The sequence below is a fragment of the Pseudomonas sp. NPDC087626 genome, from assembly GCF_044743405.1.
In the GTDB taxonomy this organism is placed as follows: Bacteria; Pseudomonadota; Gammaproteobacteria; order Pseudomonadales; family Pseudomonadaceae; genus Aquipseudomonas.
The window spans coordinates 83,600-96,178 of record NZ_JBIUWJ010000013.1 but is presented as its reverse complement, the minus strand read 5'-3'; the positions used below and the strand labels follow the sequence as shown (position 1 = coordinate 96,178).

The 12,579-nt window shown below is 62.2% G+C and carries 14 protein-coding genes; 4 read left to right on the top strand and 10 right to left on the bottom strand.

Translation table 11 applies throughout. From position 1 onward, the window contains the following. Positions 1 to 13: 13 nt before the first annotated feature. From ACIOVD_RS13480 to ACIOVD_RS13435, 10 genes are all read right to left on the bottom strand, one after another. Positions 14 to 220, bottom strand: coding sequence for a tail protein X (locus ACIOVD_RS13480; protein ID WP_095169683.1), 207 nt, complete (start codon positions 218 to 220; stop codon positions 14 to 16). After that, the gene (locus ACIOVD_RS13475) at positions 195 to 1,040 is read right to left on the bottom strand and encodes a phage tail protein (RefSeq protein ID WP_401128228.1); all 846 of its coding nucleotides are present in this window, start codon (positions 1,038 to 1,040) and stop codon (positions 195 to 197) included. Before ACIOVD_RS13475 ends, ACIOVD_RS13480 begins: the two co-directional genes overlap by 26 nt. A gap of 10 nt (positions 1,041 to 1,050) precedes the next feature. After that, positions 1,051 to 4,827 (bottom strand): phage tail tape measure protein, encoded by a 3,777-nt coding sequence (locus ACIOVD_RS13470; protein WP_401128225.1) that lies wholly within the window; start codon positions 4,825 to 4,827, stop codon positions 1,051 to 1,053. Positions 4,828 to 4,957: 130 nt separating this feature from the next. After that, entirely contained in the window at positions 4,958 to 5,254 is a 297-nt protein-coding gene (locus ACIOVD_RS13465; RefSeq protein WP_401128222.1) for a phage tail assembly protein, read from the bottom strand. Positions 5,255 to 5,298: 44 nt separating this feature from the next. Then, positions 5,299 to 5,808 (bottom strand): phage major tail tube protein, encoded by a 510-nt coding sequence (locus ACIOVD_RS13460; protein ID WP_401128219.1) that lies wholly within the window; start codon positions 5,806 to 5,808, stop codon positions 5,299 to 5,301. Between the two features lie 14 nt (positions 5,809 to 5,822). Then, the gene (locus tag ACIOVD_RS13455; RefSeq protein ID WP_401128216.1) at positions 5,823 to 6,989 is read right to left on the bottom strand and encodes a phage tail sheath subtilisin-like domain-containing protein; all 1,167 of its coding nucleotides are present in this window, start codon (positions 6,987 to 6,989) and stop codon (positions 5,823 to 5,825) included. A gap of 64 nt (positions 6,990 to 7,053) precedes the next feature. Beyond that, positions 7,054 to 7,368, bottom strand: a complete 315-nt coding sequence (locus tag ACIOVD_RS13450; RefSeq protein WP_401128213.1) for a hypothetical protein — start codon at positions 7,366 to 7,368, stop codon at positions 7,054 to 7,056. A 65-nt stretch (positions 7,369 to 7,433) separates the two neighbouring features. Beyond that, entirely contained in the window at positions 7,434 to 7,898 is a 465-nt protein-coding gene (locus tag ACIOVD_RS13445) for a hypothetical protein (RefSeq protein ID WP_401128210.1), read from the bottom strand. A 7-nt stretch (positions 7,899 to 7,905) separates the two neighbouring features. After that, on the bottom strand, positions 7,906 to 8,646 hold the full coding sequence (locus ACIOVD_RS13440; protein WP_401128207.1) for a hypothetical protein: 741 nt from the start codon (positions 8,644 to 8,646) through the stop codon (positions 7,906 to 7,908). 5 nt (positions 8,647 to 8,651) lie between these two features. Beyond that, positions 8,652 to 9,446, bottom strand: coding sequence for a phage tail protein (locus tag ACIOVD_RS13435; protein WP_401128204.1), 795 nt, complete (start codon positions 9,444 to 9,446; stop codon positions 8,652 to 8,654). Positions 9,447 to 9,584: 138 nt separating this feature from the next. Here ACIOVD_RS13435 and ACIOVD_RS13430 point away from each other — a divergent pair, with 138 nt between their 5' ends. From ACIOVD_RS13430 to ACIOVD_RS13415, 4 genes are all read left to right on the top strand, one after another. Further along, on the top strand, positions 9,585 to 10,229 hold the full coding sequence (locus ACIOVD_RS13430; protein ID WP_401128201.1) for an NAD-dependent DNA ligase: 645 nt from the start codon (positions 9,585 to 9,587) through the stop codon (positions 10,227 to 10,229). Between the two features lie 62 nt (positions 10,230 to 10,291). Further along, the gene (locus tag ACIOVD_RS13425; protein ID WP_095169278.1) at positions 10,292 to 10,495 is read left to right on the top strand and encodes a hypothetical protein; all 204 of its coding nucleotides are present in this window, start codon (positions 10,292 to 10,294) and stop codon (positions 10,493 to 10,495) included. A gap of 317 nt (positions 10,496 to 10,812) precedes the next feature. After that, positions 10,813 to 11,376 (top strand): FMN reductase, encoded by a 564-nt coding sequence (gene msuE, locus ACIOVD_RS13420; protein WP_095169279.1) that lies wholly within the window; start codon positions 10,813 to 10,815, stop codon positions 11,374 to 11,376. A gap of 10 nt (positions 11,377 to 11,386) precedes the next feature. Next, positions 11,387 to 12,574 (top strand): acyl-CoA dehydrogenase family protein, encoded by a 1,188-nt coding sequence (locus ACIOVD_RS13415; protein WP_401128198.1) that lies wholly within the window; start codon positions 11,387 to 11,389, stop codon positions 12,572 to 12,574. The last annotated feature ends 5 nt before the right edge of the window (positions 12,575 to 12,579 follow it).

Genomic DNA, 12,579 nt, shown 5'->3' with positions numbered 1-12,579 from the left:
ACGCGTAGCGCGATTAGCCGAACAGCTGCAGCAGCTCGACCGCCGGCGCCGACAGCTCCGGCAAACGGATCAGCAGGCCGGCGCGGTACGGCTGCGCCTCCCTGGCCAGATCCGGGTTGGCATCGAGCACGGCCTCGACGGTGCCGTTGAGGTGCCCGTAATGGTGCTGACAGATCACGTCCAGAAGATCCCCGTCAGACGTTCTGCAGATCGTTGCCATAGCTCACAAACTCCAGTGAAAAGCCTTGTTTGCGCGGAATCCCGCCAGCCAGCAAATGGCTCTGCTCTTCCTCGATATTGACCAGGCACCAGTTGCCCAGGACCTCGCCGTAACCCGTGACCAGGTTCAGCGGCTGCAGGTTGCGGCCGATGCTGCGCAGCGTGTTTAGCTGCTTGATCCCGCCTTTGTGCCCGGGAAAGATCGCCCCCTTGAGGGTGATCTTTTCTTCCCCCAGGCCAACGGCTTGTTGCGCCACGCTGCGGCGCAGCCGCTCCTGGCCAGCCCAACGAAACGCCGTTTGCCGGCGCAGCTCGTCAAAGGCCGCCGTGTCGAGGTTGAAGTAATACGGCTGAGCATTGGGATGATGCGGCTGGATGATCAGCAGATGCGGATAAGGCGCGACCGCCTCAGCCGCCGGCGTGACCGAGCCCAGCAGGCCACCCGATGGCAGGATGCTGGATAGCGACGGACTGACCATGCCCGCCACCCGTCCAGCTTCCGATGTGACCTTGTTGGCCATCTGCTTGAACGTGCCCAGCCTTTCCTGCACCTGGCCGGCGGCCGCCACACCCCGGCCATAGGTTGACGCCACCTGCCCCACACGGGACTGCGCCACGCTGATACTGCGCACCACCCGACCCAGCTTTGCCCCGACCTCCGGCGGCACAAACGGTATGTTTTCCAACTCCGAAGCGGCGCCGGTGATGCTGCCAATCGCGCCGTTAAGCGGTCCTAGCATGCTGTCAGCATCCTTACGCCCTGCCTCCCCGGCCGCCACCAGCCCCGTAAGGGCCGATTGCAGCTGCTCCATATAAGCCATCGGCTCCCCCTTAGATGTGTGGTTGATCGAATAGTTGAGTTGAGGACATGCGCGCCGCGACATCGCGCTGGAACGCTTCCCACAGCCGCCGCAGCGGCGGCTCCAGTTCGCGCACCAGCTGCTCGGGGTCCTTCACATCACCATGCACGACGATCGGGATATTCGGCGCGAAGGTAAACGACTGCTCCACCTTGGGCGCCGGCACCTTCGCCGGCTCGGCCGCCTTGACCGGCTTGGCCGCCTCAGGCAATGGCGGTGCCGGCGGAACGGCCTTGGCCATGTCGCGCACCACATCACCCAGGGCGCCCGGCGCCTGGCTGGCCAATGGCGACCGCACTTCTGGAACATGCGGCCCCCGATCGGCAGCGGGCAAACGCTCCCGATTGTCGATCGCCACAGGCACCACCAACGGCACCTTGGCCACCGGCTCACGCGGCGCCGGCAGAACAGTCGACTTGACCACTTCCCCTGCAGGCGCCGGCGTGGTGGCCTTGGCCAGGTAACGTAAGGCATCGCCCAGGGCAGGCACTGGCGGCGCGACCGGCACCGGATCGGCCACCGGCAACGGCGCCCGGTTGTCGATCGCTGCAGGTGCTACCAGCGGCTTGGCCACCGGTTCGCGCGGCGCCGGCAGAACGGTCGACTTGACCACTTCCACTGCAGGTTCCGGCGTGACGGCCTTGACCAGGTCACGCACGGCATCGCCCAGGCCAGGCACTGGCGGCACGACCGGCACCGGATCGGCCGCCGGCAACTGCCCCCGGCTGTCGATCGCTGCAGGTGCCACCAATGGCGCCTTGGCCACCGGTTCGCGCGGCGCCGGCAGAACGGTCGACTTGACCACCTCCCCTGCAGGTGCCGGCGTGGTGGCCTTGACCAGATCAAGAACGGCATCGCCCAGGGCAAGCACTGGCGGCGCGACCGGCACCGGACCGGCAGCGGGCAAACGCTCCCGATTGTCGATCGCCACAGGCACCACCAACGGCGCCTTGGCCACCGGTTCGCGCGGCACCGGCAGAACGGTCGACTTGACCACCTCCTCTGCAGGTGCCGGCGGGGTGGCCTTGACCAGGTCACGCACGGCATCACCCAGGGCAGGCACTGGCGACGCGACCGGCACCGGCCCCCGGTTGTCGATCACTGCAGGTGCCACCAATGGCGCCTTGGCCACCGGCTCACGCGGCGCCGGCAGAACGGTCAACTTGACCACCTCCCCTGCAGGTGCCGGCGTGGTGGCCTTGGCCAGGTCACGCACGGCATCACCCAGGGCAGGCACTGGCGGCGCGACCGGCACCGGATCGGCCACCGGCGGCAATGGCGCCTTGGCCGCCTCAGGCGCAGACGGTGCGGCCGTGACACGCAAGGCGTCGCCGATCGCCGGCGTTGCTTCCGGAGCGGGGGCCAGCGTTACGCCTAACGCAGCGGCAGGCGCCGGCGCCGCTTCCGCGTCGGCCTTGGCCTCCCCTTCGGGCTGCTCATCCCCGAACAGCTTCTTACCCAGCCAACCGCCGAGCGATTCACCCCCCAGACCGCCCAGGACGGCGCCCACGGCACCGCCCACCGCCGTGCCGATCACCGGCACGACCGAACCAATAGCGGCCCCGGCTGCAGCCCCAGCGAGCGTACCCGCCAGACTGCCGCCGGCAGCACCGTAACCCTCGGCCTTTTCGTCTTGGGTTTTGGCGTTCACCGCCACATCAAGCGCGGTTGCGCCGGCATCCATGAAACTGCCGCCAGGCAAACGCTTGGCGAGCCCTGTCACGCCGCGAAGCGAACGCGCCACCTTGCCCAAGTCGTTAGCGCCAATGAACGACGACGCTGCAGCAAACATCCTGGGCTTTGCCGCAGGCGCTCTAGGGGCCTCGACCGGCGTTGGCCGAACCGTGGCGCCCACCGCACCCGCGCGCCGCCGCGCACGCTGACGACCTCTGCGACTCCCCCTTACAGGCTCTGCAGGGGCTCTATTGGCAACGCTTGAGCCGATCCCGCCGAAGGCATCGGCATTGACCACAAAAACGCGCTGCAGGTCGTTACCGCCCGCCCCTGACTCATTGGCAGGCGCTGGACCGGTCGAGGCGCCAAACACCTTGCCCAACACGCCAATGCCGGTATCGACCACCTTGTTGCCGGTCTTGGGCAGATCGAGCGGGGCACCGTCGCCCCGATCGCCACGGCCGGCGAACCGCTCCAGGCCGCGACCGCGCGCGATGTTGAACACCCCACGCCCGATTTTCACCCCACTGGAAACCGTCAGGAAGGCACCCACCGCTGCCGCGATGCCGGCAATGCCCAGCACTACCGGCTGCGCGTTGTCAGACAGCGAGGTCATGCCACGGGCTACCCAGGTCAGGCCCTTGGCCGCCGCATCCGTCGCCGGGCGGATGGCATCGCCGATGCTACGCATCGAGTCATCCACCGCCTGGCCAAGCTCAGACCAATGCTGCGCCGAAGTCTCGCGCCGCTCAGCCAGGTTCTTGTCAAGAATCCCGGTCGCCTTCTGCGAATCGGCTTTGAGCTCGTTATACAGCCCCCGGTTCTGCGCGTAGGCCGTGAGCGCGGCCTTGACTTGCATGTCAGCGAAGATATCGCCGGTGCGCAGGGTCTTTTCCAGGGCATCGAGCGCGGCCTTGGCTTTCTCCGGGTCAACCTCCTTGTCGATGCCGGCCTGGGCATCCTTCATCTTTTGCGCCTTGGCCGGGTCGGTCGCCTCGACGTATTTCAACGCCAGGGCCATGGACGACTCCAGCGCGCTCATGCCCTTCTGAATGCCGGTATTGAGCGAGCCCTGATAGTCAATGCCGGCGTCTTTGTAGGCCTTGACCACGTCGCCGGAACCGATTTTCTCCATCCAGTTCTTGAGGTTGTTGGCCGCCTCGTCCGAACTGCCGGCCGTCTTCATCTGCACTTGCAGCATCGCGCCCAAGGACGTGACCGCATCCATGCCGGTGCTGCCATTCTTCTCCATCGACGCGAGCAGTTGCGGGAACCACTTGGCCATGTCGCTGGCCTCAAAGCTGCCCGCCTGGCCTTGGAAGGCGATCGCCTCCAGGGCCTGCTGCATGACACGCGGGTCATTGATCTTGGCGTTCTGCTGCAGCGCCATGATCATGCTGGCCGTGTCGACGCCCGACGCCCCTTGGCCAATGGCGAACTTGGCCGCCGTCGGCGCGTAGGACATGGCCTTGTCCAGCTCCATGCCGGCACCGACCAGTTGATTGACCAGATCCGCCACGTCATTGCGCGACATGCCCGTGTCTTTCGACGTGTCGATCACCGTCCGGGTTAGCTGGGCTTCCTCCGGCTTGTTGGCAATGTCCGCCTTGATCGCGATGTCACGAATGATCGCCTGATAGGTCGCGCTGATCTTGGTGGGAACCGCCGTCATGCCGGCGCCGACGACAGCGGCGCCAATGTTCGACTTGAGCGAAGACTTGCCGGCCTGCAGTTGCTGGTGCCCCTTTAGCTGCAGATCGGCGGCCTTGGCCTCGCGGCCCAAGCGCTGGTATTCGCGCCCCAGACGGCCAACCTCGACGCCTTGCTTGCGCAGCGAGTCAAGATTGGTATTGAGCTTGCCCAGCAGACCGGCGGCCGAGGCAGACCCGCTGTCGTGCGCGCGCTTCCACTCCTCGCGTAGCTTGATGGTTTCGCCAATGGTGCTTTTCAGCACCTTGGCCTTGTTGCCTTTGGCCTCCAGCTTCTGAATGCCGCTTTCAACCGTCTTAAACGCGGTGCCGACCGACGAAGCAACGGCACCGCCAATGACCAGCATCAAAGGCTTTAAAGCCATTGCCTACCCCCTTGCGGCTCAATCCGTGAGCCACCAGACCATATCTGAATAGGACATGGTCAAGATTTCAGCTGCCGAGAAATTCAACTCGGCCGCCAGCCGCTTGGCCGCACGTTTTTGCGTGTCCGGATTAAAGCTCGTCGTCTTGCACCAGGCGAAAATAGCCGTCCTGCAGGCGGGTGTAATCCTTGTAAGCCAGGCCGTCCAGATCCTTCACGCCGACCTCAGCCAGCGAGGCGAACAGGTTCATTTCGCGCTCTTCCTCGTCGCCATTGGCGACCTTCGAAGCGTTGCGGATATCGCGCACGGTCGGCGCGCGCAGGGTGATTTGATCCTGGGTGACGCCGTTCAGCTCGGCCGGCTTGGTCAGGGTTACGGTAACGCGGTCAGCTTCCAGCTTGATGAACTTCGGCAGCGGCTTGCTCATGACAGGGTGTCCTTGATTCGAAAAGGTGTGCGAAAGGGTTGGGGTTACAGGCCGAGGTCGCGGCGCTGGCCGGCCAGCTGGTCGACGCCGTTAATGACGCGCTTCATGCCCGCCGGGTCGATCTCGTAAATCACTTCGCCGGCAATTTCCAACTTGTAATAAGTCAGGGCTACGGCGTGCTTGATTTCGGCCTTGTCGCCGGCCTTCCAGTCGCCCATGTCGATCTCTTTCAACATGCCGCGCTGGGTGACCACGACCGCCTTGGTTTCGCCCTTCTGGCCCTTGAAGGAGCCCCGGAACGTGCCATTGAAGGCGTTGCCGTCGGCGATGCCGAAGAACTTCAACGACTCCTTGCGCACGCCGGTGGTGACGAAATTGGACTCCATTTTCTCCATGCCCATGTCCAGCTCGATCGGCATGTCCATGCCGCCGGCGCGGTGTTCTTCGGTCTTGAGCGTGAGCTTGGGCAGGGTCAGGCTGGGCACGTCGCCTTGAAAGCTCTGGCCGTCGACGAACAAGTTAAGGTTTGCCAGTGTTTCGGGAATCATTGCCATGGGTCATGCGCTCCTTATGCGACTTGATCGAGGACTTCGGTCAGCCATTGGTTGGTGACTTCGATACGGAAATTCGGGTTTTCAGCCGGCGGAACGTCGGTAAAGCGAATGTTCCAAAAAACCTTACCCTGCTCCAGCATGCTGGCCGTGTTGAGCACGGGATCGGCGTAGACCTCAAAGTTGATGATTGCGCCCTGCGATTTCAGGTCGCGCATAAAGGCCTGCAGGCCTTCGGTTACGTCGCGGATATACGTCGAAGTAATCGCGCGATCGACCGCCCACTTATGCCCGTACAGGATGGCGTCCATGACGATATCCATGGTGCGCACGCGGGTCACAAACGACCACTTGGCATCACTCGACAGGGTACGGTTGCCCCAAAGGCGGAAGCCGTCATCGCGAATAATGGTCGCGATATTGGCGTTGTTCAGCAGGTTGGCCCGACAGCTCTCGTCGCCGTCCAGATACTCGACCGCGCGAGTGGTACCAGTGATGCCGACAAACTCCTTGTTCGACGGCGAGGCCCAAAAGCCGTATTCGCTGTCGGTGTAAGCGAACAGACCCGCCGCCCAGGCCGAAGCCGGCGCATCGACGGTCTTGCTGGTTACGGCGTCCCACACTTGCACGCCGGGATCGACCATAAACAAACGCTTGGAGCCAAAGAGCTTGGCGTAGGTGGTGGCCGCTTCGTCAGTCGTGCCCGGCCCGTCGATGATGCCGATAGCACGCAGCTTGCCGGCCAGCGCATCGATGGCGGTGGCCACCGCCTGGGTAGCGCTGTGCTTGGGCGCGATGATCAGCCGCGGCTGGGCGTTGAAGCGGCTCTTGCCATCGAGCAGCGCCTGCAGGCCGGTACGCTTGCCATTGGCCTGGACGCCACCAATGATCGAGGACGTCTGCGCGGCCGCGTCGACGGCCTTGGCCACACCCGACGCGACAATCACCGCTCGGGAGCGGGTATAGATCGCCTGGCAAGACTTGGTCATGGCCGACTCAGGACCGAATGCGGCAATAGCCTCGCGCTCGTTCGTGATCAGTACCACGTCGCCAGCCTTGGCCGTGGCGTTCACGCCCTCGGTGAAAGTGTCGACCAAGCCAATGATCGAAGAGGACGGCAACGCGATGTTGCGCGCGCCGGTGTCGATGTTCGTTACGGTAACGCCGTGAAAGAATCCAGCCATGTGGAACTCCAGAAAGCACAGGGCCGCGTCATGCGCGGCCCTGGGGTGGAAAGAAAAGGATCAGTCAGCGCAGCAACAGCTGCACCAGCAGTGCCACTACCAGGCACGCCAGCAGAGGAAAGAGCAGATCGAGGCGCCCGTCCGGCGTCCATCGCCAGAAGCGCAAACCGTCGTACCAGCGCAGATTGGCCAGGTGTACCGACTCGACATACGCCAGGTTGCGCTCGCCCTGGGTGTATTCGCGGCCGACGAAGAAGAAGACGCCGGCAGCAGCGCCGGCCCAGTGGCCGCCAGGGATCGCCAGCAGGGCCAGGACGCCCCACAGGGCGCCCATGATCAGCAGCGCCGCAACGACGTGCTCAAGGTGGGTTCGGTTCATTGCGTGCCCTCCAGGCACAAAAAAAGCCGCATAGCGGCCTTGGGTTGACGGTGTAAGGGACGGAATTAAGCGACGTTGCCGACGCCCTGGACGCTTTCGCGGATGGCATTGATTGCTTCGTCGGCCAGCGCCTCGGCCGCGTCGTGGGTTTGCGCCTTGAGCACCTGCTGCTTGCCCTTCAGGCGAGCGGCGCGAATGGCATAAATGGCCGCTTTCCAGGCATGAGCCTCGGCCAGAATGTTGTCCGTTGCCGCCTTGGCATCCAACTCTGCCGCGTCCATCCAAGCCCGAACAGTGGCCGGGACAGGGCCGTCATAGGCTGCAGCCGCGAAGCGCTCGGCTTCATCCGCCGTCAGTCGGTACTCCACCGCGCGCAGTGGGTCGCCCAGCACGGCGCTGCGAGCCTTGTCCGCACTTTGGTCAATCTGCTGGGCAGCAACTAACAGCGCCGCAGAAAGAGGCAAGTCGGCAAAGTTGAAGCCGACAAACGTGCGACCGTCATAGTCGAAGTTCAGGTTTTGCTTTTGCATTTTTTTCTCACAGGGTCGAAAGGTTAGTAAGGACGTTACTCAGTGTGTTTGCAGCAGTGCCCGCCGCAACACCATAGACATAGCGACCGCCGAAATTGGCGGGGAAAGTCACAGCCAATACTTCAAAGATCACAGCACTGTTAGGAATACCCATAACAGCACCGCTAAAATCACCAGGTGCAATCACTTCACACTGCGTTAGCTTCACCGCCACCAGCGGCGTACCACCATTAGAGGTCGTTTTGAAAACTGAATTGGTGAAGCCCACAGGCGGAATAGCCAGACCCACACTGCTCGGAATGTTGATAGTGACATCCTGAAACATGATCTGACCGCCATTCATGACGGGGAAGCCAGAAAGGTAGTTTGCTGTTCCATCCGCTGCCACGTAATACGTCGTATTGAGCTTACGGCGCACACCGGTAACGTCGCTAAAAACCGTTAAGAAACGACCGTCCACGTTGATGTTCGACAACATGGTGTAGTCATCTTGCAAATAAACGCGGCATACGCCCCCAACGGGAGTGTTATAAAGCGCCCGATCCAATGTTTTCAGCGGCGCCGAAGTGGAACCCACGTTGGTATCAACGCCGGTCAATTGGTTTACATAAAACACTTTCAGGTTAGCCGGCACTGCCGCAATAGCGGCTGCCACCGCCGAATCAATACCCGCTTTCTTGTTGTTGAAGTAATCCAACAAGTTGGTGGTTTTCGTCACCAGGTCCGCGATAGTGGATTCAAGACTCATAACTCTTACACTCCGTAAGTTGCTTTAGTAATTTGATGTTGCAAACTGACAACCGCCGTCGCGTTAGCCGCGATAGCCGTCAGCAATCCCTCATAGTCGCCAGACTGTCGCGCTTCGGCCTGACGCATGCGACTCGTCAGGCTGGCAATCTGCCGCCCTTCCAGTTCGTGCTGCTTCGCTTGGTCTTCGATCTGGTCTTGCTGCGTCGCACCGCGCAGCATGTCCGCGATCCCGGCCGACGCCTGCGCGGCAGCCTGCTCCGCAAATCCCACGTAGTCGCTATCCTGGCGCGCCTCGGCTTTACGCATGCGGTCCATCAGGTTGGCAATCTGGTCGCCTTCCAGTTGGTGCAGCCTGGCCTGGCTTTCGACCACATCCTGCTGTTCCAGACCCCGCAGCATTTCCGCGATACTTGCCGCAGCCAGGGCACCCAGCTCTTCCGACAGCGACAGGTTCAAGCCCGCGCCGGTTGAGGTGATCGTGACGCTGTCAGGCGGCAACGCGGTTAACGACAGGTCGTAAGCCAACAGCAACTTGTTTCCGGCCGGCTTGTAGGCCAGTACATCGGTGGGGTGCGACCAGACGGCAAACAACGTGCCGTCCGACAGCAGGTAGCCAATCTCGCGAACCCAAATGGCTTGCGGACCATCCGCCACCGCCGTGACATGCAGCAGGGTGGAACTCAGGGTTTCCCCGTCAGAAATGGGGTAAACCGCCACCTGATTGCGCAAAGCCGTCTGCGTGTTAGCCGGCGTGTAGCCTGCAGTTCCGATCACGACATGGGTGATTTGCGCGGCCATCCCAATCGCCCTGATTCATGACAACAAACTGAAGCGCGTAACATGCTATTAGAAACAAATCCGGCCGGGTTGATGCAGCCATCTGGCCCGGTGGATACTTAAAGCTCTCGCTGCATCACATCACGACAAGGAATTCAGATGACCGACATTCACGGCGAATTCGAGCGAAGCACTTACTTCCATCGCTCGCGGATCGACAGGCGTTCAGCGGATGCACTCGTTGGCTTGGCAGCAGGCCTCGCCGCCGACGGCGTCGTATCGACCGCCGAAGGGCTGTTCCTCAGGGATTGGCTGGAGACGAATCTGGCACACCTTGATGATCCGGTCATCAACCTGCTTTATTCACGCCTCGCCAATATGCTCCTGGACGGGGTGCTGGATGCAGATGAATCCCTTGAGCTAATCGGTCTGCTGCAAGGGTTTTCTGGCCTGAGCAGCGAAAAACCCAAGGCTGGCGATCACACCTTCACACCGCCCAATGACCTCCCCTTCAATCACCCTGAACCCGCTATCACTTGGGACGGCAATTTGTTTGTTTTCACCGGAATCATGGCCTATGGACCGCGTAAAGACTGCCAGGTCCTGGTGGAGGAGCGTGGCGGCATCATTGGCGGCGGGGTCAGCAAGAAAATTCATTACCTGGTGGTTGGCAGTATTGGCAATGACCAGTGGCGCCATAGCACCTATGGGACAAAGATAATCAAAGCGGTCGAACTCAGAGAGGCCGGCTCCCCTATCGCCATCATCGGTGAGCAGCAATGGCAGCGTGCCCTTTTTGGCTGACGTATTGAGCTGGACAGTCCGACGCGATCTGCTGCAACGCGATGCCCTGCAAGGGTTCCTGAATGCCAAACAAACCACCGGAAAGCAAAGTGACAACAACCGCTGCCGACATTGAGCGATCTATCCAGGCCCTGAACAAAATGGCCGAACGTCTTTGGGGCGATGGCAGGGAGGCTGAGGCGAAAGCCCTTCTGGATGCATTGGACGCGCTGAACCGAGCCCTGGATCGAATAAGGATTGGCGAGAGTCGCAGAGTGCTTCATTGAGATACCCCAAGCTAAGCCCGTACTCGATCAATCGCGGTCCGAAAAGGGCCAATGCGGGCCTTAAGCTAATAACTAAAAAGTATTTATTGAGCCTTTTTTAGATCATCTACATTCCCTCCACGAGCTGTGCAATGTTGTCCCAGCAACAGCGATCCCCGCTGTTGCCAGGGCAACAGTCGCCCAACAGTTCGCTGCCCAAGCAACAGCAGTTGCCCTGCAAAACAACCATAATCGTTTGATTTATATGATTATTTAGACCATGGAACGACTCTTGCTCTGACGGCTGTACATCCCCTACTCGCACAGGAACACAGCCCATGAGCACCCCACTTAAAGTCGTCGCCGTTTCCGGTGGTACCTTTCGCCCTTCGCGCACCCTGGTGCTGGTCCAGGCGATTGTTGCGGAGCTGGCCCGCTACCTGCCCATCGACAGCCGCATCATCGAACTGGGCGACATTGTCCGTCCGCTGGGCAGCGCCCTGTCCCGTCAGGAGCTGCCGGAAACCGTCGAGTTCGAGTTGCAAGCCATCGAATCGGCGGACCTGCTGGTGGTGGCGGCGCCGGTCTACCGTGGCTCGTACCCAGGCCAGTTCAAGCACCTGTTCGACCTGATTGGCCACGATGCACTGATCGACACCCCGGTATTGCTGGCGGCCACGGGTGGCAGCGATCGGCATGCGCTGGTGATCGATCACCAGTTACGCCCGCTGTTTAGCTTCTTCCAGTCCGTGACCCTGCCCTTGGGCGTGTATGCCTCGCAGGCTGATTTCAGTGACTACCAGATCACCAGTGAAGCGCTGAACACCCGCATCCGCCTGGCCGTGGAACGGGCTGCGCCGCTGTTCAGCGCCCATGCCGCCGACCTGCGCAAGACAGCCTGAGGAGCCGCTCGTGACCGCCATCAATCGATCTCGACTGCAAACCCCGCTGCAGATCGCCCGCACCCTCGCGGCCGAGTTTTCCCGCACCGCCGCCGAACGCGACCAAGTGGGTGGCACACCGAAGGCCGAGCGCGATGCGTTGCGCCGCAGCGGCCTGCTGGCGATGAAAATCGACCCGCAGTACGGCGGCCTGGGCGCCAGTTGGAGCGACACCCTGGAGGTGGTCCGCGAGTTCGCCAGGGTCGACAGTTCGATCGCCCATGTATTCGGCTTCCAACACCTGATGCTGGCCACGGTGCGCCTGTTTTCCCGGCCCGAACAATGGCAGCCGTGGTTCGAGCAGACCGCGCGCAACAACTGGTTCTGGGGCAATGCCCTGAACCCGCTGGACACCCGCACCCTGTCCAAACAGTTTTCCGGCTACCGCGAGTTCTCCGGGCGCAAGAGTTTCTGCTCCGGCTCCGCCGATTCGGAAATGCTGATTGCCTCGGCGCTGCATGAGTCCACCCACGGCAAGCTGTTGATCGCCGCCATCCCCAGTCATCGCACCGGTATCACCTTGCATGGTGACTGGGACAACATCGGCCAACGCCAGACCGACAGCGGCAGCGCCACCTTTGAACGGGTGCGCGTGGAAGAAAACGAACTGCTGCTCGATCCCGGGCCGCTGAGCACACCCTTTGCCTGCCTGCGCCCGCTGATTGCCCAACTGACCTTCACCAATATCTTCCTCGGCATCGCCGAAGGTGCCTTCGAAGAGGCGCGCAACTACACCCTCAAGGAAACCCGCCCCTGGTTCAAGGCCAGCGTCGAGCAGGCCAACCAGGACCCCTATGTGCTGCGCCATTACGGCGAGTTCTGGGTCGGGCTCCAGAGCGTGCGCCTGCTCACCGAGCGCGCCAACGCCTTGCTCGACCAGGCCTGGAGCAAAGAACAACGGCTCGACGCCGAGAAGCGTGGCCAACTGGCGCTGGCCATCGCCACGGCCAAGGTCGCCGCCACCCGCACTGGCCTGGACCTGGCTAGCCGCCTGTTCGAAGTCACCGGCGCCCGTGCCACCCACGCCGCGCTGCGCCTGGACCGGCATTGGCGCAACCTGCGCACCCAGACCCTGCACGACCCCGTGGACTACAAGCTCCACGAACTGGGTGACTGGGCGCTCAACACGGCCCTGCCCACTCCGACCTTTTACTCATAGGCCCG

Bases quoted from the DNA above. Each gene is read 5' to 3' on its own strand.
- ACIOVD_RS13430 (WP_401128201.1), top strand. From the start codon at position 9,585: ATGACCGACATTCACGGCGAATTCGAGCGAAGCACTTACTTCCATCGC.
- ACIOVD_RS13450 (WP_401128213.1), bottom strand. From the start codon at position 7,368: ATGAACCGAACCCACCTTGAGCACGTCGTTGCGGCGCTGCTGATCATG.
- ACIOVD_RS13440 (WP_401128207.1), bottom strand. From the start codon at position 8,646: ATGAGTCTTGAATCCACTATCGCGGACCTGGTGACGAAAACCACCAAC.
- ACIOVD_RS13470 (WP_401128225.1), bottom strand. From the start codon at position 4,827: ATGGCTTTAAAGCCTTTGATGCTGGTCATTGGCGGTGCCGTTGCTTCG.
- ACIOVD_RS13435 (WP_401128204.1), bottom strand. From the start codon at position 9,446: ATGGCCGCGCAAATCACCCATGTCGTGATCGGAACTGCAGGCTACACG.
- ACIOVD_RS13445 (WP_401128210.1), bottom strand. From the start codon at position 7,898: ATGCAAAAGCAAAACCTGAACTTCGACTATGACGGTCGCACGTTTGTC.
- ACIOVD_RS13425 (WP_095169278.1), top strand. From the start codon at position 10,292: ATGCCAAACAAACCACCGGAAAGCAAAGTGACAACAACCGCTGCCGAC.
- ACIOVD_RS13480 (WP_095169683.1), bottom strand. From the start codon at position 220: ATGGCAACGATCTGCAGAACGTCTGACGGGGATCTTCTGGACGTGATC.
- ACIOVD_RS13465 (WP_401128222.1), bottom strand. From the start codon at position 5,254: ATGAGCAAGCCGCTGCCGAAGTTCATCAAGCTGGAAGCTGACCGCGTT.
- ACIOVD_RS13460 (WP_401128219.1), bottom strand. From the start codon at position 5,808: ATGGCAATGATTCCCGAAACACTGGCAAACCTTAACTTGTTCGTCGAC.
- ACIOVD_RS13475 (WP_401128228.1), bottom strand. From the start codon at position 1,040: ATGGCTTATATGGAGCAGCTGCAATCGGCCCTTACGGGGCTGGTGGCG.
- ACIOVD_RS13455 (WP_401128216.1), bottom strand. From the start codon at position 6,989: ATGGCTGGATTCTTTCACGGCGTTACCGTAACGAACATCGACACCGGC.
- msuE (WP_095169279.1), top strand. From the start codon at position 10,813: ATGAGCACCCCACTTAAAGTCGTCGCCGTTTCCGGTGGTACCTTTCGC.